The 21238-nt window shown below is 65.0% G+C and carries 24 protein-coding genes; 1 reads left to right on the plus strand and 23 read right to left on the minus strand.

Annotation, left to right across the window (positions count from 1 at the left end):
• Positions 1 to 68 precede the first annotated feature (68 nt).
• Positions 69 to 740: a peroxiredoxin-like family protein gene (locus GGR43_RS01440; protein ID WP_188070154.1), complete on the plus strand. Its 672-nt coding sequence runs from the start codon at positions 69 to 71 to the stop codon at positions 738 to 740.
• A 103-nt stretch (positions 741 to 843) separates the two neighbouring features.
• Here GGR43_RS01440 and GGR43_RS01445 read toward each other — a convergent pair whose 3' ends face one another.
• From GGR43_RS01445 to GGR43_RS01555, 23 genes are all read right to left on the minus strand, one after another.
• Positions 844 to 2031: an acyl-CoA dehydrogenase family protein gene (locus GGR43_RS01445; protein ID WP_425502143.1), complete on the minus strand. Its 1188-nt coding sequence runs from the start codon at positions 2029 to 2031 to the stop codon at positions 844 to 846.
• A gap of 197 nt (positions 2032 to 2228) precedes the next feature.
• Positions 2229 to 2513, minus strand: a complete 285-nt coding sequence (locus GGR43_RS01450; protein ID WP_188070156.1) for a DUF3325 domain-containing protein — start codon at positions 2511 to 2513, stop codon at positions 2229 to 2231.
• Positions 2510 to 4096 carry a PepSY domain-containing protein gene (locus GGR43_RS01455; protein WP_188070157.1) on the minus strand — a complete coding sequence of 529 codons (1587 nt, stop codon included), beginning with the start codon at positions 4094 to 4096 and terminating at the stop codon, positions 2510 to 2512. Before GGR43_RS01455 ends, GGR43_RS01450 begins: the two co-directional genes overlap by 4 nt.
• Positions 4093 to 4386 (minus strand): hypothetical protein, encoded by a 294-nt coding sequence (locus GGR43_RS01460; protein ID WP_188070158.1) that lies wholly within the window; start codon positions 4384 to 4386, stop codon positions 4093 to 4095. The genes GGR43_RS01455 and GGR43_RS01460 overlap by 4 nt, the downstream gene beginning before the upstream one ends.
• A gap of 4 nt (positions 4387 to 4390) precedes the next feature.
• A complete protein-coding gene (locus tag GGR43_RS01465) occupies positions 4391 to 6607 on the minus strand; it encodes a TonB-dependent siderophore receptor (RefSeq protein ID WP_188070159.1) in 2217 nt (738 codons plus the stop codon).
• A gap of 636 nt (positions 6608 to 7243) precedes the next feature.
• Positions 7244 to 8053 carry a hypothetical protein gene (locus tag GGR43_RS01470; RefSeq protein WP_223177233.1) on the minus strand — a complete coding sequence of 270 codons (810 nt, stop codon included), beginning with the start codon at positions 8051 to 8053 and terminating at the stop codon, positions 7244 to 7246.
• 84 nt (positions 8054 to 8137) lie between these two features.
• Positions 8138 to 10897 carry a tape measure protein gene (locus GGR43_RS01475; protein ID WP_188070161.1) on the minus strand — a complete coding sequence of 920 codons (2760 nt, stop codon included), beginning with the start codon at positions 10895 to 10897 and terminating at the stop codon, positions 8138 to 8140.
• Positions 10898 to 10907: 10 nt separating this feature from the next.
• A complete protein-coding gene (locus GGR43_RS01480; RefSeq protein WP_223177234.1) occupies positions 10908 to 12605 on the minus strand; it encodes a terminase large subunit in 1698 nt (565 codons plus the stop codon).
• 3 nt (positions 12606 to 12608) lie between these two features.
• Positions 12609 to 12911 carry a head-tail adaptor protein gene (locus tag GGR43_RS01485; protein ID WP_223177235.1) on the minus strand — a complete coding sequence of 101 codons (303 nt, stop codon included), beginning with the start codon at positions 12909 to 12911 and terminating at the stop codon, positions 12609 to 12611.
• An 11-nt stretch (positions 12912 to 12922) separates the two neighbouring features.
• Positions 12923 to 13336 (minus strand): DUF3168 domain-containing protein, encoded by a 414-nt coding sequence (locus tag GGR43_RS01490; protein WP_188070163.1) that lies wholly within the window; start codon positions 13334 to 13336, stop codon positions 12923 to 12925.
• Positions 13333 to 13737, minus strand: coding sequence for an HK97-gp10 family putative phage morphogenesis protein (locus GGR43_RS01495; RefSeq protein ID WP_188070164.1), 405 nt, complete (start codon positions 13735 to 13737; stop codon positions 13333 to 13335). Before GGR43_RS01495 ends, GGR43_RS01490 begins: the two co-directional genes overlap by 4 nt.
• On the minus strand, positions 13737 to 14039 hold the full coding sequence (locus GGR43_RS01500) for a head-tail connector protein (protein WP_188070165.1): 303 nt from the start codon (positions 14037 to 14039) through the stop codon (positions 13737 to 13739). Before GGR43_RS01500 ends, GGR43_RS01495 begins: the two co-directional genes overlap by 1 nt.
• Positions 14036 to 14686, minus strand: a complete 651-nt coding sequence (locus tag GGR43_RS01505) for a hypothetical protein (protein WP_188070166.1) — start codon at positions 14684 to 14686, stop codon at positions 14036 to 14038. Before GGR43_RS01505 ends, GGR43_RS01500 begins: the two co-directional genes overlap by 4 nt.
• Positions 14683 to 15027, minus strand: coding sequence for an HNH endonuclease signature motif containing protein (locus GGR43_RS01510; protein WP_343054387.1), 345 nt, complete (start codon positions 15025 to 15027; stop codon positions 14683 to 14685). Before GGR43_RS01510 ends, GGR43_RS01505 begins: the two co-directional genes overlap by 4 nt.
• Positions 15024 to 15266 carry a helix-turn-helix domain-containing protein gene (locus GGR43_RS01515; protein WP_188070167.1) on the minus strand — a complete coding sequence of 81 codons (243 nt, stop codon included), beginning with the start codon at positions 15264 to 15266 and terminating at the stop codon, positions 15024 to 15026. Before GGR43_RS01515 ends, GGR43_RS01510 begins: the two co-directional genes overlap by 4 nt.
• Positions 15266 to 15829 carry a hypothetical protein gene (locus GGR43_RS01520; RefSeq protein WP_188070168.1) on the minus strand — a complete coding sequence of 188 codons (564 nt, stop codon included), beginning with the start codon at positions 15827 to 15829 and terminating at the stop codon, positions 15266 to 15268. The genes GGR43_RS01515 and GGR43_RS01520 overlap by 1 nt, the downstream gene beginning before the upstream one ends.
• A gap of 7 nt (positions 15830 to 15836) precedes the next feature.
• Positions 15837 to 16574, minus strand: coding sequence for an Ig domain-containing protein (locus GGR43_RS01525; protein ID WP_188070169.1), 738 nt, complete (start codon positions 16572 to 16574; stop codon positions 15837 to 15839).
• A gap of 65 nt (positions 16575 to 16639) precedes the next feature.
• Positions 16640 to 17836 carry a phage major capsid protein gene (locus GGR43_RS01530; protein WP_188070170.1) on the minus strand — a complete coding sequence of 399 codons (1197 nt, stop codon included), beginning with the start codon at positions 17834 to 17836 and terminating at the stop codon, positions 16640 to 16642.
• Entirely contained in the window at positions 17833 to 18372 is a 540-nt protein-coding gene (locus tag GGR43_RS01535) for an HK97 family phage prohead protease (protein WP_188070171.1), read from the minus strand. Before GGR43_RS01535 ends, GGR43_RS01530 begins: the two co-directional genes overlap by 4 nt.
• Complete coding sequence (locus GGR43_RS01540; protein ID WP_188070172.1) at positions 18369 to 18611, minus strand: hypothetical protein; 243 nt, start codon at positions 18609 to 18611, stop codon at positions 18369 to 18371. The genes GGR43_RS01535 and GGR43_RS01540 overlap by 4 nt, the downstream gene beginning before the upstream one ends.
• Positions 18604 to 18936 carry a gene transfer agent family protein gene (locus tag GGR43_RS01545; RefSeq protein ID WP_188070173.1) on the minus strand — a complete coding sequence of 111 codons (333 nt, stop codon included), beginning with the start codon at positions 18934 to 18936 and terminating at the stop codon, positions 18604 to 18606. The genes GGR43_RS01540 and GGR43_RS01545 overlap by 8 nt, the downstream gene beginning before the upstream one ends.
• Positions 18926 to 20179, minus strand: coding sequence for a phage portal protein (locus GGR43_RS01550; protein WP_223177236.1), 1254 nt, complete (start codon positions 20177 to 20179; stop codon positions 18926 to 18928). The genes GGR43_RS01545 and GGR43_RS01550 overlap by 11 nt, the downstream gene beginning before the upstream one ends.
• A gap of 470 nt (positions 20180 to 20649) precedes the next feature.
• On the minus strand, positions 20650 to 21204 hold the full coding sequence (locus GGR43_RS01555) for a hypothetical protein (RefSeq protein ID WP_188070174.1): 555 nt from the start codon (positions 21202 to 21204) through the stop codon (positions 20650 to 20652).
• Positions 21205 to 21238: the final 34 nt, after the last annotated feature.

A 21238-nucleotide genomic window follows, 5' to 3' on the forward strand; every position in this document is an offset into this window, starting at 1 on the left:
ACCCTTCTCAATTTCCACGCCCTTCACGGCTGGTAGGTTCGCACCAGTTCCACTGAAAGGCCGTGACGATGACGCAAAAAGGACTGAACCAGCGCTTTGCCGAACTGGATGCAGAGCGCAAACGGAGCTGGACGCCCGAAGCCTATGCCCGCAACGCCGGCCAGCGCGAGGCGCTGGTGAAGGCCTATGCGCCCGAAAACCATGCGCAGGCGGGCGACCGGATCGCGCCTTTCACGCTGATCGATGCGGAAGGGAAGCCGCTGACCGACCGGCATCTTCTCGCCACCGGCCCGGCGGTGCTGATCTTCTTCCGCTTCGGCGGCTGCCCGGCCTGCAACATCGCGCTGCCCTATTATAACGAGACGCTCTGGCCCGCGCTGCGCAAGGCGGGCATCCCGCTGGTGGCGGTCAGCCCGCAGACGCCGGTCGATCCCGGCCCGGCCGAACGGCACCGGCTCGGCTTCCCGATCGCCAGCGATCCCGGCTATGCGCTGGGCCGCGCGCTGGGGATCACCTTCCTGCCGGAGGAGCAGCCCAAGATCGCGCCCGGAGACGCCTGGATCGGCGCGACGCTGGGGACGGACAGCTATGAGCTGCCGCAGCCGACGGTGGTCGTCCTCAACCGCGACGGGACGATCCGCTTCATAGACGTCAGCCCGGACTGGCTGATCCGCACCGAAAGCACGGAGATATTGGCGCAGCTGCCCGAAGCGGACATCGCAGGCGACGAGGCGGCCTGACCGCGCAAGCGCCCTCTTTCCCATCTATCCCTATCCCCATCCCCAAGCCCGCCCCCTTGACCTCCGCCTTCCCGGCGGAGGTTTTTTCTTTGGGGCAAGAGCCTCAGATGGCCAGCCCGGCCCGCCCGGCGCCGACCAATATCGTGTCCGCCTGAGGCGAGTGGATCCGGCTGCACAGCACGTCGCGATAATGCCGCTCCAGCGGATTGTTGCGGCTGATGCCGGGGTTGCCGGTCAGTTCCAGCCCGATCTCCACCGCCTTGATGGCATTGGCGTTCGCGACATGCTTGATGAGATTGGCGTCGGTGGCCGAGGGCAGCTCGCCCAGGTCGGCGGCGCGCGCAGCCTCGCCGATCAGCACCCGGTTGGTATGGAGCAGCGCCTCGATCTCGCCGAATTTCTCCTGCACGCGCGGCAGGCTGGCGAGCGGCGCGCCGAGATTGGCCGGGACCCGCTGGTTGAGATAGGTGGCGAGCCAGTCGCGCGCGGCCCGCGCGACGCCGTCATAGATGGTCGAGATGGCCAGGGCGTTCCACAGCCCCTGCCGGCTGTCGGCCTGCGGCCCCGCGACCCATTCCTCCGGCTTGCGCACATCGACCGCATGATCGAAAGGCAGCGGCGCGCAGTCGAACACCACCTTGTGGCTGACCGTCGCGCGCATGCCCAGATGGTCCCATTCCGGCTCGATGCGGATGCCGGGGCTGGACGGTTCCAGCAGGAACAGCCCCAGCGCCGGGTCGTCCCCCTCCGTCCGCGCCCAGACGGCGAACCAGTCCAGCCCGGTAGATCCGGTCGAATAGATTTTCTCGCCGGTGATTTCCCAGCCCTGCTCCGTCCGGCGGGCGACGGTCTTGGGCAGGCCGCCCCTGACCGGCGTGCCCAGTTCCGGCTCCACCCGGAAGGTGCCGATCAGCCCGCCCCCGGCAACCGCCTGCCGCGCCAGCCGCTCGTAGATCGCCTTCGGCCAGCGCAGGTTGCGGTCCGGCGAGGCATGGAACGCATAGGTCATGAACAGGATGAGCGCGGTGGAAGGCTCTCCCTTCGCCACCGCCGCCAATACCCGCAACGCGTCGACATAGCCCGCGCCGCGCCCGCCCAGGCGACGATCGACCGTCAGGCCGATCAGCCCTTCGCGGCCGAGCAGGTCGAAATTCGCCTGCGGAAACGCGCCGCTGCGGTCATAGCTTTCCGCCGTTTCCGCCAGCCGGGCGGTGATCCCGGCCAGCCAGGCGTCGGTAAGCGGCGGCGGGTCGCGACGATCCGGCTCCCCGCTGGCGGCAGGCGATAGCAATGTGGCCATATGGCCCCCCTATATCTGGACGAAAGGACATGGGGACGGCGTTTCGCGCGGCGAGGCGCGCCTTCATCATGGCGTCGCCGCCATGCTCCATCCCGGCAGCCCCAGTCCTAATGGACCGCTCCCCGCCCCTCAATCGAGTTTTACCGCAGGCTTATGAGCAGCGCTCAAGCCTGCACTGGCGCGTGGGGTCAACGCTTCGCCGACGGGCGGGCGGCGATCCGGCTCAGGGTCAGGAGGACCAGCGCGGCGGCGAGCGAGAGCAGGCCGAACCAGAGGATGCTGCCCATCGCCGCGCCCCAGGAGGCCACCGTCAGCGCATAGGACAGCACCAGCCCAGCCCAGCCGGCGATGCGGAAGGCGCGGCGGTCGCGCGGCAAGGGCCGCTTCTTCAGCAGGTCCTGATGATGCTTTTCCATCGAGAGCGCCAGCGACGCGAAGGCCGCGACGGCGACGAGCAGGGCGAGCAGCGTCATTCGGCGGCCTCCAGCATCGCCTGCGCCTCAGGCGCCTTCGGGACCTTGCGCGCCCTCTTCGCCTTGGGCCGGTAGCGGTGCACCTTTTGCGCCATCAGCAGGAACGCGCCGCCCAGAACGAGAAGGGTCAGGTTCATCGCCACCATCCGCATGTCCCCGGCCATGCCCGCGCCGATCAGCCCGCGACCGCCGGCAAGGTCATGCAGCGGCAGCGCGATCAGCGCCGCGCCGGTCAGCGCGAACTGCTCCACCCAGGCCCGCTTCGCCGGCCGCAGGAACCCCGCCAGCAGCGCCGCGCCCCAGACGAGGAACATCGCATGGATTTCCCAATCCGCGCGGCCCTCCATCTCCACCGGCAGCAGGCGGTTGGCCCAAAGATAGCCCGTCATCGCCAGCGGCAGGCCCGCGACGAAGCCGATGTTGAGCCGCTCGACCAGCCGGAAGCCGAAATGCGGGCGCATCGGATCGGACAGCTTCTCCCGCCGCTTGACGGTCCAGAGCACGAGGCCGCTGCCGACCATCACCGTGCCGCCGATGCCGCTCAGGAAATAGAGCCAGCGCAGCAGATCGGGCGCATAGCGCCCCGCATGCAGGCCGATCATCACCCCGGCGGCCTCGGCGGCGCTCTGCGCGCCGTCCGATTGCCAGATCACCCGGCCGGTCGCGCCGAAATAGGCGATGCTGGGGGTGCGCACCGAAATGCTGTCGGTCTGGCTCGCGGTGATCGTGACGCGCGCGGCGGCGTCGCCCGGCTCGGCGACCCGGATCGTGCCGATCTCCCGCCCGCCCCAGCGCGCGCGGGCATCGCGCATCAGCGGCACCAGATCGACCAGCGGCGCGGGCTTTTCGGCGCGGACGACCTCCCCCGCCGAAGGGAAGAGTGCGTCGAACAGCTTGTCGGTCTGGCTGTAATTGGCCACCGCCGCCCAGGGCATGTAGAGCGTCATCAGCGTGACCAGCCCGGTATAGGTGATCATCAGGTGGAACGGCAGCGCGAGCACCGCCGTCGCATTATGCCCGTCCAGCCAGGTGCGCTGGCCCTTTTCCCGGCGGAAGGTGAAGAAATCCTTGAAGATCTTCTTGTGGGTAATGACGCCGGAGATGATCGCCACCAGCATCGCCATCGCACAGAAGCCGACGAACCAGCGCGCCCAGATCACCGGCACATAATGCAGGTCGAAATGGAAACGGTAGAAGAATTCGCCGCCGCGCGTGTCGCGCGCGTGCAGCGGCTGGCCGTCCGCGCCGACCAGCGCCTGCGTGTCGCGGCGGCCGCGCCGGGGCGGCTGGCCCTCGACCGGCCGGGGCTGCCAGAACAGCGAGGCGCCCGCCTCATGCTTGCCCGGCACGGAGATGAACCAGTTCTTCGCATCGGGCGCCTTGTCCCGCAGATAGGCGACGGCGCCCGCAACGACCTGCTCTGGCCGCTCGGCGCCCGCAAGCTCCGGCCGCATCCAGCGGTTGATGTCCTCCCGCCAGTAGCTGACCGTTCCCATCAGGAAGATGGTGAACAGCACCCAGCCGACGATCAGGCCGGACCAGGTGTGCAGCGAGGATTGCGACTGGCGGAACCCGGCGCTCACAACCGGCCTCCGCTGGCGATGGAAAGCCATGTGATGCCGCCGCCCAGCGCGGCCAGCGCCAGCGTGACGAAAAACGCCTTGCGCGCGCTGGACGCCGCGAAGACATAGACGATCAGCGCGGCGTAGATGCCGAAGGACAGCAAGGTCGCCAGCACCGTCGCCTGCGCGCGGTCACCGGGCAGCAGGCGCGCGAGCGCCATCACCAGCAAGCTGGTCGCCGCATAGCCGAGGGGGACGGCGGTCACGATCCGCCCCCACACCGACAGCCTGGCCGCACGCGCCGGCTTCATCTCCTCACCACTTGTAACGGAGCGAGGCGACGACCGTGCGCGGCGCGCCGAACCAGCACCAGTTGGTGGACAGGCAGCTGGTCACATGCCGCTTGTCGAACAGGTTGCTGGCATTGACCGCAACGTTGAAGCCTTCCAGCCCGCCGCCCAGACGGCCCAGATCGTAACCGAGCACCGCGTCGACCAGCGTATAGCCGCTGGTGCGGAACCGGGTCAGCGTCGTGGCAGGCGTCGTGTTGGTCGCCAGCGTGTAGATGCCGTCCGATCCGCCGACATAGCGCACGCCCGCGCCGATGGTCAGGCCGCCGATCGGCCCGGTGATCGCCTCGTTCTTCGACAGGTCGTAGGAGAGGAAGGACGAAGCGGTCCATTTGGGGATGGCGAGCGGCCGCGTGCCGGTGACGCCCGATTGCTGCGCGCCGTTGACGACGTTGGTGGCGGGCGGATTGCCGCGCGCGAACTCGGCATCCATATAGGTACCCGCGAGGCTGAACTCCAGACCGGGGCGGATCGACCCCCGGCCTTCCAGCTCGATGCCCCGCGTCTTGGTTTCGCCGACCTGAACCGAATATCCGGGATTGTTGGGATCGGAAACCGGCACGTTCTGGCGCGCCAGATCATAGACCGACAGGGTCAGGATCGTGTCCGTGCCGGGCGGCTGGAATTTCAGCCCCGCCTCATATTGCCGCCCGGTGACGGGCACGAAAAGCTGGCCCGTCACGCTGACGCCGCTCTGCGGCTCGAACGAGGTCGAATAGCTGAAATAGGGCGAAAGGCCGAATTTGAACGCATAGAGCGCGCCTGCCCGATAGGTCGTCTTCGACTGCTGGAGCACGGTGCTGGTGCCCGAGGTGGTCGACCGCTGCCGGTACCAGTCCTTGCGGATGCTGCCGATCAGGTTGAGGCCGCCGATGCGCAGCTGATCCTGCGCGTAGACGCCGGTCTGGCCGCGCCGGGTGTAGGTCGGCGGCACGCCCGCGAGCACGTCGGGAATGGCGACGAAATAGACCGGCGCATAGATATCCAGATTGGGGATGCCGTTCGCGGCGCCGGTCACGAAGCGCTGATAGCCGGTGCCCTCATTGTGGATGAAGTCCAGGCCCGCCAGTATCTCATGCTCGATCGGGCCGGTCGCGACCTTCGCCGCGATATTGTTGTCGAAGGTGAAGGTCTGGAACTCCTCGTCCGACCCGCCGCCGCCGCGCACGATCGTCCGCAGGTCGGGCAGCATGCTGCTGTTGTAGACCGAGCGGTAATGCTGCTTCACCTTGATGTAGCGGGCATTGGCACGATAGCGGACCGCCTCGTTGAAATCGCGGCGGAACAGCGCCGACAGCGAATATTGCTTGCGGTCGAACGCTTCGTAGCTCGGCTCGCCGTCATAGAAATCGGTGGGAATCTGGCCGTTGGGGTTGGTCACGGCCGAACCGATCGGCGGCACCGAGCCGTAGGAACCGCCCTTGGGATCGCGCTGATAGGCGGCGATCAGCGTCAGCGAGGTCGCCGCGTCGGGGACGAAGCTGATCATCGGACTGAAATAATAGCGCTCATTCTCGGCATAATCGACGAAGCCGTCGCTCTTTTCCGCGCCGCCGATGATGCGATAGAGGAAGCGCCCCTGGCTGTCGATCGGGCCGGTGCTGTCCACCGCGCCGCGCAGCAGGTCGAAATTGCCGGCCGCCACTTCGATCGAGCCCGCCGCCTCGGCCTGCGGCACCTTGCTCGTCATGTTGACGAGGCCGCCCGGCGTCGAGTTGCCGTAGAGCACCGAGGCCGGGCCCTTGATGACGTCGACCGATTCGATGCGGTGGAAGTCGATCTGCGGCGAGGAATAAGTGCCGCCCTGAAGGCGCATGCCGTCGAGGAAAGTCGCGGGCGAGAAGCCGCGAATGGTCAGCTGGTCGTAGCGGACGGCGACATTGCCGCGCTGGTTCGGCCCGACGCCCGCCACATAGGTCAGCGCCTGATTGATCGACAGCGCGTTGCGCAGGACCAGCTCGTCATTGTCGATGACGGTGATGCTCTGCGGCGTTTCGATCAACGGCGCCTGCGTCTTGGTGCCGCTGATCGAGGCGACCGAGGTAAGCTGGCCGTTGACGACGATCGTCGCCTTGCGATCATCATCGGCGACAGCCGCAGGCGCTTCCGCCTCGGCGGCCATCGCAGCGACGGCCGGCATCATCAACGCGGCCAAGGATACGCCCCAATATGCGAGTCTCATATAATCCCCTGTGAAATTTTGCGCGCCGATACCGCTTCCGGGGAATTGTTGCAAGTCATTATCATTACTATTAGTAAATAGCGATATGGCAAAAAACGCACCACACGGCTTACCCGCCCGCTGATCGCGGGCTGCAAGGGATTGTTTTTTCAGGTATTGCAGGAACGGCGAATGGCCGACGCCCTCGAAGGCCGCCGATCATGAGAGACATGCGCCGAAAAGTTGGTGACCCCTACGGGAGGGGTTGACAGCCCCTCTTAGGGCACCATTTTTCAAGCACTTAGGCGTGTCTGGTAGCTGGCTTGTATCACAACATTGTTGCCCATGCCAGTGGATTTTCATAGTGATGAGGGGCCTCGAATAACTGCCGATCCAAACGAAAATCCAGAAGAATTGATTAACTGGGCGGTGCTAAGATGGGGTTCTTTCAAACGAGTAGGGAATTAAGATGTCGAACGACAGCACGCGCAAATGGGCGCAAGAACAACGTAAGCGCGAAGAACGCCAGCGGCAATCGGGTCCGGGATACGCGACATGCCTGCATTGCGGAAATCCGTTCCCCGTCTCGCAGGGGACAGTCACTAGCGATGCTGCCATTTGCGACGTGTGCAACGGCTAATAGTTGGAGGGTAGCAGTTAGGGCCGCCCCGCGTCGTTCCACGCCCGAAGCTCCATCAGGTCATAGGGCAGCATCCGGTTCGGGCTGCGATGGGCACGGCGATGACATACGGGGCACAGGACGATCAGGCTGTATGCCCGCGTCATTCTCGGCCCCGCCGCTATAGGATGCGGGTGGTGGGCGTCGAACATGGCGCGGTCCGAATGCTGAAAGCCGCAAGCCTCACAGACATGGACGCCCCCATGAGCTTCAGCGTTCTTCGCCAGCGCGGCCTTCGCGATGCGGGAACTGCGCTCCACCTTCCGTTGCATCTGCCACGTTGCTTCACCTTCCGGGGACGCGGCAAAGGCAACAATCTGGCCGGTGTCCACGTCTCCGATAATGGCATGGTCGCTCCGGTAGGCGTATCGTGCCCATGCAACCCAGCCGTTATCCCATTGGATTTTCAGGGTGCCCCGATGCTCCCGGAAAGTGTCCAGCAGGGTTAGATGATACAGGTCGGCTTCGCGGCCTTTATCCGCCCCCGGTGGCATCCCGGTCATCGGGCAATCCCAGTCGATTTCTGCCCGGTCCCCAAGGCTGGCTGAATACAGCCCGACGAACAGCGTTTCATTCGCCGGGTTGGATACGAAGCTGGCCCAATAGGGCGATTGGAACAGGGCTTTGCCGGGGGCTTGGGTGCTCTGGTATCTGTCAAATGAGCCATCGCGCCGCTGCCATAGGTCATAAGGGGTGATGCCTAGACGCGCCCTGCCGCTATGGCGCAGCAAGGTTACTTGCGCCGGATCAATTCCGTTCGCGCTCAATAATTCATTGAACGTCACCAAGATTATGCGCCCCCGCCGATGTATCCAGATAGGGACAGCATAGGACGGGGGCAGTTAAGTGATCATAAATGGCCGTCCAGCGGATCAGTTGTTGCGCGTCCCGGCACGGCTGATGGCGGTCTGGGCCTTGGCAAGCTGCTGGGCTTCGGAACGGCGGAAGGTGTCGGGGCGGCGGCTATCAAGGGCTTGGCCCACGGCATCAGCGATTTGACGGGCAACGCGGGCGTCCTGTCCGCCTGCTACGTTCACGTTGACGCTGGGGGCATAGGTGTTGGACAGGCTCGCGCCGATCCTGCCGCCCGTGGCGAAGGCCGGGGCCTTGCCGCTGTTGATCGCCTCCAGCAATGGCAGATGCTTCCGGGTCGCCTTGGCGTTGATGACATATTCCCCGTTGCTGGCCATGATGGGGATGCTGTCACTGGTGGACGTTCCTGGGCCTCGGATATGGCCGCCCTCGGCAAAGCCCAGCAGGCCGCCAATAACGCCCCCAAGCCCCCCAGCGGGTCCGCCGAACAGGCCAGCCATGGGGCCGCTGCCCAACAGCATGGATTGCAGGGCCATCTTGATAAGCGCGCTGGTCATGTCGAGAATGGATTGCTTCGCGTTCTTGGTGCCGGTGATGACGCCATGCAGGGCGTCAACGGCACTGTCCCCGAAGAACCGCGATAGCTCGGCGGCGTTGCGCTGGGCTTGGGCAAAGGCGGTGGTGGCGGCTTCGGCAGCAGCCATGCCTTGGGCAAGCTGGGCGATCTCGGCGCGCTGGCCCGCCGTCAATTCGATGCCCTGCTGCTGGGCCTGATTGAGCATATCCTGTTCATGCAGGAACGCGGAAGCGGCTTGCGGGTCCATGCCCATGGCCTGCATCTCATTGCCCTGATCGCGAATGAAGTTCTGGCCGTCCCCGATGATGCCAGAATAGGTTTCTTCCCGCTCTTTCTGTTCCTGCGCCTGCCGCTGGGCTTCCGCCCGGTCCACGGCGGCGATGGCCAGCCCCTCCATCAAGGCAAGCTGTTCCCGCAAGGCCGCGTTTTCGGTGTTCACCAGTTCGGGGAACTGCTGGCGGATATTGGCGATAGCCTGTTCCTTGTCCGCCTGCACGTCCAGCCCTTCGGCGCGTAGATCGGAAAGGCGAAGCTGGAGCCGCAAGTCATCGGTCGCCTGCTGGATGCGTTCCTGAAGTCGCTTTTCGGCTTCCGCTGCCCGCTCGGCATCGGTCTTGCCGGTGCGGGTCCGGCCCGTGGGCTTGGTTCCGGCTGGGGCCGGGGTGCGGGGATTGGTGGCGAACCTCTCCAGATTGCGGGACGCCTCGGCAATCGCGGCATCATAATCCGCCATGGCCCCCTTCAGGTCGTTCATGCCTTCCTGAAGTTCGGCTTCCGGGTCTTCCAGCATCCCGATGGAACGGCCCAGCCGGGTCAGGTCCGCTTTCCAGCCATCAAGGCTGAATATCTGGTGGCGGATAGACCCGTCCCCCCGGACACGGGCATCAAGGCCGCGCCGGGTCTGGCCCCAAAGCTCACTATACTGGACGCTGGCTTCCTGCCGCTTGGCCTCCAGATCGGAAATCAAGGCTGCCTGCCGTGCCCGCGCCAGATTGTATAGCTCCTGCGCTGCTTCGCCCACGGCCCCCGCGAAGGACCGCACCTTGGTTTCCGATGCGGCGGCTTCGCTGCCCACGCCCCGGACGCCCGTGGCGGCACTATCGGCTTTGCCCTTGGCATCGTTCAGGGCACGGGCGGCATCGCTGGTGATGGCCTCCACGCCATCAAGGGCGGCGCGGGTCTTGGCGGTTTCGGACGCCAGCCCGACAAGGGCGACGGTGATGCCGGTGATGGCGATGCCCACGGGGCCGCCGAATGCCCCCAGCAGCGCCGCGCCCACGCCACGGGCAGCGACGGCGGCACGGGCGGCATTGACGACGAAGCCGATGCCCAGCGCGCCGGACAGGGTGGCGATGGCCGGGATAACGATGTCCAGATTATCGGCCAGCATCTTGATGGCTTCGGCAAGGGCGGCGGTCGCGCCGTTGGACTGATCGGCCTCCCCGAAATACTGCACCAAGGCATTGCGAAGGGTCTGGAATGCTGCGCTGGTGGTTAGGACGGATTTGGCGGCGCGTTCCTCCAGCATGGGCGCTCCCGCTTGGAACGCCTCGAAGAACTCCCGGCTGGACACGGTGCCCGCCATGACTTCGGCGCGCAGCTTGGCGACGGAACCGCCGAACCGCTCATTGCCTGCCGCGACGGCCTGAAGGACCGGGAACAGCCCTTCATTGATCGAATTGAACTCTTCGGCCCGAACCGTCCCGCTTTGCAGGGCTTGCGACAATTGCAGCAGCGCGCCCGATGCCTGCTGGACGGAACCGCCTTGCACCTTCACCGCCGCCGATATGTTGTTGGTGAACTTCAGCAGGTCGCTTTGCGATGCCCCCAGCGCGACGGCGGCCTGTGATGCCCGGCCATAAAGCTGGCCCAGCGTTTCCAGTTCCACGCCATATCGCTGCGCGGATGCGAATAGCTGGTCCTGCACCAATTTCAGGTTCGCGCCCTCGACGCCCGCCACGCGAAGGCTGTTCTGGAACCGGGTGTAGCTGTCCGTCAGGGAAATCAGTTCACGGGCGGAGAAGGCAGCGGCCAGCGAACCGGCCAGCCCCTTCAGCCGGTTGCCCATGCCGGTGGCGGCGTCCGCCATGCTCTTTTCCATGCGGCGGGCCGATACGCGGGCGCGGTTTTCGATCTTGCCGAAATTGTCATTCGCCGCCCGGTTGGCGCGCTGGAAATTGCGCTCGAAGTCCCGGATGCGGGCTTCAAGGGAAACGACAAGCTGTTCTGTTTCGGTGGCCATGATGCGTCCCCTAGAAAATCAACAGGCCATCGGCCCGGTCATCGGTTTCGTAGATTGATCGGGTGTCTTCCCCGGTCGCGGCACGGGCGACGGCCATGGCGGCGGCAACGGCCCCGTCTATGCGGTCGCGGCTCTTGCCCTTGTGGAAGGACTTGTTCCCGGCCTTGTCCGTCTCGACAGCTATATTGTCGAAGTTCCAGCGCAGGACGGGATGCCCGCCATGGAGGAACTTGCCCGCGATGATGGCGCGTTCCAGTTCCTTGATGGCCGGGGCCATCGTTATCCAGCCCTGCCGCATCTCCACGGCGGGAAAGCCGTCCTCCAGCAGGTTGTTCAGCATGTTGCGGGCAAGGTGCGGGTCGAAGGCGATTTCCCGCACGTCGAACCGCTCGCACAGGTCGCGTATGGTGTCCTCGACATGCCGGAAGTCCACGACATTGCCCGGCGTCGGCTCGATGAAGCCCTGTTCGGCCCAATAGGGATAGGGGACGCCATCGCGGTCAGCGCGGCGTTGCAGATTGTCTTCGGGGCAGAAGAACCAAGGGTGGACGATATAGCCGCCGTTGCCGTCCCGCCACGCGGCGACAATCACGGTCAGGTCTGAATTGCTCGACAGGTCCACGCCCAGCCAGCAGGGTTCGCCCTCCAGCTCGGCCAGATCGAACGGGCTGGCCCCGATGTCATAGATGGGCATGTCCACGAAGGGCGTGGAGCTATGGCCCAGCCAGACATTCAGGTGAAGTTGCCGGAAGGCGTCCCGGTCGGCTGGGCTGTTCGCGGCGGCACGGGCGATGCGGCGCAGGCCCGACAGGCTGGGATAGCCGTGGGCAAGGCCGGGATTGGCAAGGTGCCACAGCGTTTCGTCCTGCCAGTCCGCATCGGCGGGCGTCTCATACAGGACGGCCAAGGTGCTGGGGTCGTCGATCTCGCCCCGCGCCACGCGGCGGGCATAGTCGATCACTTGGAAGGCGACATTCTCCTGCCCCCGGCCCGCCGTGGTGATGGTGACGCGAAGGCTGTTGTCCACCTTGGCCAGCCCGGTGTCGATCACGTCCCACAGGTCGCGCTTCGGCCATGCGTGGATTTCGTCGCACAGGGCGAAGACGGGGGTGCGCCCGTGCTGGGTTCCCGCCTCGTTTGAAAGGGCCTCCAGCCATGAACCGTTCGGGAAGCTGATGCGGTTCTTATATTCCTGGAGCTTTATCTGGCTGGCGGCGTCGAAGCGGACATTGCCCTGTCCCTTCCGCCATAGCTGGGTATCCCCGGCCTCAATCAGGCCGATGGCCTCCCGCAAGGCAATCTTCGCCTGTTTCTGATCGGCTGCGGCCAGCAGGACTTCGCCGCCCGGCACGGCTTCCGGCCCCGTGGTGTGCAGCAGGGTCAGGGCAGCGGCCAGACTGGTCTTCCGGTTGCCACGGGGCACCATGATGACAACGGACTGGACAATGCGATTGCCGAACTCGTCGCATGGGCCGTAAATCTGGCGGACTATCTTTTCCTGCCACGGGTCCAACTGGAACGCGCCGCCCGGAAGCCGGGACTTGGGATGCTTCAGGCCGCGCAGGAAATCGACAGCCCGCTGTCCATAGCCGAACGGGTCCGGGATTTCCGGGAACGGATTGTCGGGAACAATGGGGTCCGGGGCGATGCAAGCAGTGTCACGGGTGCAGTCACTTGGCTTGCGCTTGCGGATAATCTTGATGGGCACGGATCATCCCCCCGTCGCTACGGTGCGAAGTTCCAGTCCTTCGCGCCGTCCAAGTTCCTTGATCTCCTTCAGATCGAAGACGGCGGAACCTTCCTTCACGCGATCGGCAAGGGTCAGCCCGTCCATGTGCCGGATGCGGAATATCACGGCGGTTTCGGTGCTGGCCCCGAAGGACCGCATGAACTCTTCCGTGGTGGCCTGAATACGCTGCGCCCTGATCGTGGCGACGGTGGCCCAGCCCGAAATGGGGGTGCCGAAATCGTCCACAGTCGTCGTGACGCGCTCGATGGTGATGGTCCTGTCCAAGCGGCCCGCTCTCATGGCATGATCTCCGCAAGCTGGGCTTCCACGCTGATGATGCCGTGCGAATGCAGGCCATCGGGGTCGCGGATGAAGCGGCTGGACGTGATGTGCAGGTCCGCAACGTGGTGCCCGTCTATCGTGTAGAAGGGTGTCCGAAATGCGCCCCATAGCGCGCCCGCCACGCCCTTCACGAAGGCCAGCCCCGGTTCGGTCTGCCACAGGTGAAGGTCGGCAAAGACGGTGTAACGGGTGCGGGCAAGGCCGTCGCCCGGCACGGTCTGGGCCTCCCCGATGATGATGGACGGGAAGACTTCCGGGCGGCTGTTCTTGTCCAGCACGTTGGCGGCGGGCACCAAGGCCGTGACGGCGGGGGTGCCGATCAGCCGGGCGCGGACAGCTTTCTGAAGGGCAAGGCTGGGTTCCATCATCGCGCCTCCCGCACGGCCTTGCGGATGGCCCGCTTCACGCGGTTGGCGATGCGCTTCCGGGTGAGGCGATAGGCAGGCCAGAAATAGGGCTGCGCCGGGGCGTCCGCCGTGCCGTATTCGACAAGATGGGGATAACGCACGTCGCTGCTGCCCGCCGTCACCAAGACCTGATTATCCCGCGCAACGGTGGAACCGCCCGACTGGCTATAGGGTGGCGTGGCCTGTCCGGGCGGGGTGACGGCAATGCTGTCTTTCAGCGCCCCGGTGTCTTCCGGCGCAAGGTGACGCATCCGCTGGGCCAGTTCCTCCCCCGACTGGATCAGGGACGGATGCACGGCGGAACGCACGGCCTTTGGGATGGCTGCGAGGCGTTTGGACAGGCGGGATAGCTGCGCGCTCATCAGAAAGCCCAATCCCGATAGGGGGCCATCAGGTCGAACAGGCCGGGCGACACGTCCACCATGTTCAGCCCGACAAGGGTGGCTTCCCGGTTCTCATACAGGTGGGCGACAAGCTGGCGCGTGGCTTCCTTCAGCGGTTCGGGGGTGCCGTCCGGGAAGGCTTCGGCATCGTCCAGCGGTTTTCCGATGAACTGGCCAATCCACGCTTCGGCGGCCCCGATCTTCGCCGTTATCAGGGCGTCGTCGGCATCGCTGGTGATGTTCATATGGGCCTTGGCATCGGCCACGGTGATGATGGTCATGCCGTTTTCCCTGATTGCAGATGATGAACGTGCCTCCCCACGCCGGTCCCCAAGGGATTGGCGAAAGTTTGGGCATACCCCCCGGTCATGGGGTGAAAGGTGGAGGCGATGCGGCGGATGATGCGAAGGTTCCGCACCTTGATCGTCCGCATGGCGAAACGCGGGTCCGGGGGCGTGGTGATTGCGTCCACGGGATGCCAGCCATAGGCTATGCGGGAATAGATTGTCTCTTTGCTGATCCCCATGCGTCTTGCCCACTCGGCTGCTGTCAGGGTTTCGCCGTCATGGGTTATCAGCACGGCAGTGCTGGGGGCGTCCTGAAAGCCGCTGAAGGGATCAGGGGTTTCCCCGATGTCCAGCACGCGGTTGCCCACGACGCGGCGATATACAGTGTCGCGATGCCTGCCGATCAGGGTGGCGATGGTCTTGGCGTCCAGCATCTGGCCCCGGAACTCATAGAGGCGGGGTTGCCTGCCTTCGGGGTTCAGGCGGTGCTTGGGAGTGATGGGCATGGCGATGGCGTCCGCGACGGACATGCCTTTCACGCACAGCCGAAAATGCAGGGTGCTGGGCTTCATGCCCACCATGCGCGCAATCTCCCGGATGGACCGGCCCGCGCCCTGATAGGTGAACAGGCGGCGGTTCATCGGCGGGCCTCCTGCGATTGGATGGGGCCGTTATGACAAGGCGTGCATACGGCTTCCCAATTGGACCGGGACCAAAACAGCTTGCGGTCGCCCTTGTGCGGGATGCGATGGTTCACGACGCTGGCGGGTGCCCCGCAACGGGTGCAACGCGGATACGCCTTCAGGAACTCGGCACGGGCCTGCTGCCACTTGCCATCATAGCCGCGCTGCCGTGCGCTGGGGCGGTGCTGATCGTGCCGGGCCTTCCGCTCCCGGTCACGGGCAATCATGTGCTGGCAACGCTGGCCGGACGGCACGACGCAGCCGCACATGCGGATAGAGGGTGCGCGCACGGGCATCATCGGCCCTCCCGGCGAACGCTATGGCCATCTTCCCGCCTGATCGCGTCCAGTTCATAGCCCAGATACGCCAGCAGGGTTTCCAAGGTGGTGATGGGCATATGGCTGGAACCAAGGTTCAGCCAGCGGCGCAGCGTGGCGCGGTGAACGCCCGTCGCCCGCGAAAGCTCGCGATAGGACACGCCTTTTTCAGCGATCAATTCGCGGATCAGTCCCGCCCAATACTCGCGGCCTTGCACCATTATGCGGCCTCCCGGTTGATGATGGTGGTGCCGAAGGAACCGAACGCGGCCCGGAACTTGTCGTCCAGATTGCCGGGGCTGGGCTGGGGCTGGTCATCGTCGGCACTGCCGAAGATCGCCTTCAGCATGTCCATGCGGCCCCGATAGGCTTCCATGATTTCGGTGGGGGTGGCGTCCAGCGTGGCGGCGGGCGTCCAGCCCAGCCAGCCGGTGCCGATGCGGTAGAGGTGCTGAAGGTGTTCCGCGAAGGATACGCTGGGGCCATCGGGCGCAGCCTTGGGCGCGTCCGGGTCTATCCCCGCGCATTGCAGCACATAGTCCATCAGGGCCGGGCGCAGGGCTTCCAGCCCCGTATCCATGATCCTGCTGGCAAGCATGGGGTGAGAATGATGGGGGGCGATGATCGCGCTGGCGGCGGACAGGCTATCGTCCCCGATGTCGTCCAGCAGCCCCTTGAAGGAACCGGGGCGGCGTTCAAGCTGCATGGCACAGGCCAATGACGGGCGAAGCGTCACAGCCTCGCCCGCCAAGATGATGATGATCGGCGCAGCCAGCCGCATCATCAGGCCTTTATGCCGCGACGTTCAGCGTGTAGGCGGCGGACGCGGTGCCCGCGCCGTCGAAGGTCGCCGTCACGGTGAAGCTGAAACTGCCGGTGGCGGTGGGCGTCCCGGAAATCTCGCCGGTCGTGGCGTTGAGCGACAAGCCAGCCGGGAGCGCGCCCGCCGTGATGGCATAGGACGGATTGCCCGCGCCGCCCGTCGCCGCGATGGTGACGGTGTAGGAAACATCCTCTTCGCCAGCGGTAAGCGCGCCAGCAGCCGGGGACATGGTGACAGCCGGGGCGGCGGGAAGTTCCAGAATTGCCCCGTCGATGGACAGCGCGAAGGTGGTCTTCACGATGTTGTCCGCATTGCCGTAATTCGACTTGGCGGACATTACCGGGGCGCGGAAATAATAGACGGTGTTGGTGCCGGTCGGGGTCGGCTTGTCGTTCAGTTCCACCTTGAACGGATATTTGAACCAATCGCCAGCAGCGGCACGGGCACGGTTCTGGCCGGGGTCGGAAGGATCACGCCCGGCGATCACTTCAAGGGTGCCGGAATTGAGCGAACCTTTCAGCTTGCGGACATAGCCATCGGCCAGCGAAAGGAAGGTCTGTTCGGAGCCTTCCACGCCGAACTCCCCGATGTCCTCGATTTCCTTGATCTCCAGCCAGTCTTCGGCCTCGAACTCGGACAGCTCGCTGATGGTGTTGTTCGCCGCGCCGATGAACAGGCGGGACTTTGCATTGGTGTGGACGGTCATCGCATGGGCCTTTCAGATGGGGGCAGCAGGTCGGGGATGACGAAAGCCGTCACCCCCGTTTCGGATCAGGACGCGGCGATTTTCACCGCCTTGAAGGCTTCGGACTTCACGACAGTCCCGCCGACGCGACGACGCCAATGGAAGCGGGTCTGGCTGGAGACGGCGGCACTGTAGGGGTCGCGAAGAGCGGACAGCGCGATGCGGTCCACGATGCGATAGCCCTGCGCGAAGTCGCCAAGGATGATCGGGAACTTGCCAGCCCCCACGTCGTCCATGTCGGGAAGCTCCAGCACGGGACGGCCCAGCAGCGTGTCGGGCTGGCCAGCCTGAAGGCTCGGCTGCCACAGGAATTGCCCGGTGGTGTCCTTCAGCTTGCGGACGGCGGCCAGCGTCGTGCCGTTCATGCCCCACGTCGCGCCCGCCCGGTAGAAAGGCTTCAGCGAATAGAACAGGTCAATCAGCAGTTCGGCGGGGGCACTGCCCAGCGTGGAGGCGTTGCCGCTGATCTTCGCGCCCGTGGTGATGGCGGTGTCCGCAAGGATGCCGGACGGCTGGCCCGTGCCGGTGCCCTTCAGGAAGGCCGCGCCCTCCAGCCGCCCGAACTCTTCGGCGGCGTCGAAGGCCAGTTCCGCCGACAGGTCCAGCCCGCTGTCCTCCAGAAGCTGATTGCTGATGTCGGTGAAGCAACGGGCCTCATAGGCGGGGACCGTCACCTGCGCGAAGGTCGGGCTGGTTTCGTCGCTATCGTCGCCTTCATCCACCCATGCGGCGGTCATGGTGCCGGTGCGCTTGGGCAGTTTCACGCTCGCGCTGCCGATGGACATGACGCGGGCGACGGAACGAACAGGCGAGAACTGGACGATGTTGCGGAGAAGTTCAGCGACGAAGTTTTCCGGGACGGTATAGCCGCCCGTCGCGCCGCTGGTGGTGCCACTGTCCAATGCGCGCTGTTCATGGCCCTGCGGAAGAACGCCACGGCGGGCATAGTCCAGGAACGCACGGATTTCGGCATCGGGGCCGTTGTCCTGCTGCTGCTGGCCGGTGCCGGGACGGTTCAGCCGGGTTTCCAGCGCGGCGATGCGGTCCCCGATGGTGCGGACTTCATTGCCCAGCCGCTCATCAAGCTGACTGCGGTGCTGTTCGGCTGCGGAGCGCAATTCCTCCACGCCCGCCACGACAGCGGCCAGCGGGTCATCCTGCTGCTGTTCGCGGGTTTCGATGGGCTGGGCACTGCGGATTTCGATGGGGTTATGCAGGGTCACGGTCGTTTTCCTTTCAGGGCGGCAATGGCGTTGGTGATGGAGCGATTGAGGGTGGAAAGGTCAGGCACGGCCCGGATGCTGGTGACATGCGAACCGGGGACACTGGGGACCGCGACGAATGAGACTTCCACCAGCCGGGCCGCCGTGATGTGACGGATGCCCCCGGCACGGCTTTCGTCCTTCAGGCGACGGAAGCCGATGGACAGGCCGGATACGTCCCCGGCGATCAGCATGGCCCGGACTTCACGGGCGCGCTGAACTTCCAGATTGAGCTTGCCCCGAACCTTCAGGCCATCCGCTTCCACGGATACGCTGCGGACGCTGCCCACGACTTCGCTGGGGTCATGGCTCCACAGCAGGGGCAGGCTCTTGCCGTCCCATGCGAAGGCGCGGCGGTCGAAGGTGGTGCGGTAGCTGTCCAGCACGTCGAAGCGGACGGCGATGCCCTCTATCGTGCCGTCATCGGCTGGGGGTGCGAACCGGACTTCACAATCCAGCAGGTCGCGGCCTGCAATCAATGGCACGGATGCAGTCATTTGCGCCCCCATTGGTGACGCCAGCCGAAATGATCGGGGATGCGGACACGGCAGCAGGCCAGTCCGATCATGGGGGCAAGCTGGCGCAGGACGCGGCCAATGTTGTTGGTGTCGCCGCGTGTGATTTCCTTGCCCGGATAGACACGGGCAGCGACTTCCTTGACGGTAAGCCGGGCGTCCGGCTCATCCTCGAATATGGCCATGACGGCCCGCTGGGCACTGCCCAATCCGCTACCCATTGGCCTGCTCCTGCGATTGTCCGAACCAAGCGGTTTCAAGGATCGCCACGGCCAGCGGATAGGTTTCGGCCAGCGGGCGGTTGGCGGCATAGGCAGCGATCAGCGCGGCGGCGGGTTCGGGGTTTTCGCCCCCGCCGATCAGGCCCAGCCGGATGGTTTCGATGATTTCGCGGTGGTGGAAGTCGCCGCTGAACAGGCGACGGCACAGGCCGCCGATGCCCGCGCCCGTGATGCGTTCAAGCTCCACGATCAGTTCCGGGGGCAGGCTGAAGGCCCGTTCCCGGTCCCCGAAAAACTGGCGATGGCTGGGGGCTTCAGGCTGCATTGGCCGCGCCTCCCGCCGTGGTGTTGGGGTTCTGGAACTTGTCCCCGCCCGCATAGGGGGCGCGGTTCTCCATCGCCCGGACTTCATTCGGGTTCAGGATGCGGGCCGCGATCAATTTGCCATACGCATCGGCACGGGCGCCAAGGTCCGTCCGCAACAGGTCGTCCGTCAGGAACTCGGCATAGAAGCGGGCGCGGTCGTCCGGGGCGATCAGCTTCAGCCGGATTTCCCCCTGCCACGCCTTCAGCCAGCGGTCCAAGGTGAAGCGCAGGAAGGTTGCGCCCATCTCGGCGGCGTTGCCCCACGTTGCCCGGCCAAGCTCGAACAGCATATGCGGGGGGACGCGGAAGATGCGGGCGATTTCCAGAATGCTATGCTGCCATAGCTCCAGAAACTGCGCGTCCACGCTGGAGAGGGTCAGGGCTTGGAACTGCCCGTCTTCCTCCAGCACGGCGGTCCCGCCGCTGTTCTCCCCGGCATGAGCGGCCTGCCAGCTTGCCTTGATGCGCTTGGCGGTTTCGGCCCCCAGCTTGCCGGGGAAGCGCAGGATGCCGCTGGGCCGCGCTCCACGCCCGAACAGGCGGGCGGCGTGGCGTTCCATCACGATGTTAAGGGCGATGGCCTCCCGGCACTGCTGGACCGGGCTGGCCCCCTTCACGCCGTCCATGCTGGGGGCAGCGATGTGCAGCACGTCGCGCCGGTCAAGGTAACGCTGGCCGCTGCCATCGTTCAGCCGGTAACGGGGTTCGCTGGTCAGGGCGTCCAGTTCGACAGTGACGGCATCGGGACGAAGCCGGATCAGTTCGCGGGGCAGGCCATCCCGGTCCCGGTTGATGAAGGCATAGCCGTTGCCGTGCAGCAGGGCATCACGGGTAAGCTGTTCGCGGAAGCTGGTGGCTGGGGTCCAGTCGTTCGCATCATCGTGCAGCAGCACATAGGCCGGATGATCGGTTGCCCGGTCCCGCGCCCCGTCTTCGCCGCGCTCGTAAACGTGGAGGGGAAGCCCGCCGATGGCTTCGGCAATCGCCTCCACGGCGGCCCGGACGGCGGTGGAGCGCATCGCGGTGGCGGGGGTGACGGAGACGCCCGCTTGGGCCGGGATCGCGCCGAACAGGTCCAGCAGCCAGTCTTCAGGGCTGGCAAGCGAACGGGTTTCATCATCTGCCGTGCAATTAATTGCACGAACGTCATCCGCGACAGGCGCGGACGCTTCAGGTTGCTGGCGTGAGAAGAGACGGAACAAGGGGCAGGCTTTCGGATGGTGGACATGAGGTTTAATGCCCACCGCCAAAGCGGTGCCCGACTATATCCGGGGTTGGCTCCGATCTTTCTCATGTCATCCGAAAGCTGGTCAGCTTTCCCCGAAGCACTACGGGTCTGATGAACTGCTGCCCTTGTGCCATGGAGGCAGTGGCCAGTCAATAATTCTCGGCGCGGCGGAACCTAGGGGCTGGGGTGAGGAGGTAACGGGAGAGGAGACATGCGAAGCATGGCTCCCGCTCCCAACGGGATACTGGCGTTAGCCAGTGTCCCCACTTCCTTCCTTCCCCGGACGAAGGTTCGGGAACTGTTGCAGCCCGTCAGCGCAGCGGATCGGGATGCACCTATTTCTATCGTAAGATAGGAATAGGAAGTCTCTCCGATTTATACGTCTCCGATTATATCTAAACTGGCCGTTTTCGGCCTGTTTATTAAACCGGCAAATTCCCCGTTTTAGAGGTATCCGGGCAAGCCCTCATTGGCCGCCACTTTCAGTTCATATCCGGCTTCATCAAGGGCTGCGCGGTAGGCCGCCTTGTCGAAATGGACCCATGTTTTTTTCTTCGCCCCGCGTCCGTGAACCTCAAACTGGACGATATGGGAAGCGCAACTTTGTAGGCGTTTGATGGCATATTTCCTGCACTCGCTTTCGCTCAATCCGGCAACCGTCGCCCATTCGGCTTGGGTCATGGCGAGATATTCCCTGTTCCCGCCCGGCAGGCGCATCTTGGGATTGATGGCATCCCACAGCCCGGCGATGCGATACAGCAGGACAGCGGCCCGCAAGTCGCCCCCCGCAATATGGCGACAACGCGCAATCGCGCCCGGTGCGGTGAGCTTGGCTTGGGTTTGTTCCGCTGCCTTGATCTTCTGTTTGATGGTCGCCGCGATCTTCTGCTTGCCCGCTGGCGTGGTGGCGGTCTTGGCCGTGGTCTGGCCCTTGGTGATGGCCTTTTTCATCTTGGCCTTGGCTGATGCGCTGGCGGCGAACGACACGACATTGGACACGGTTCTGGCTCCTTCCGGTATTGCGTGGAGGGAT

It is taken from the genome of Sphingobium jiangsuense, assembly GCF_014196495.1.
GTDB lineage: Bacteria > Pseudomonadota > Alphaproteobacteria > Sphingomonadales > Sphingomonadaceae > Sphingobium > Sphingobium jiangsuense.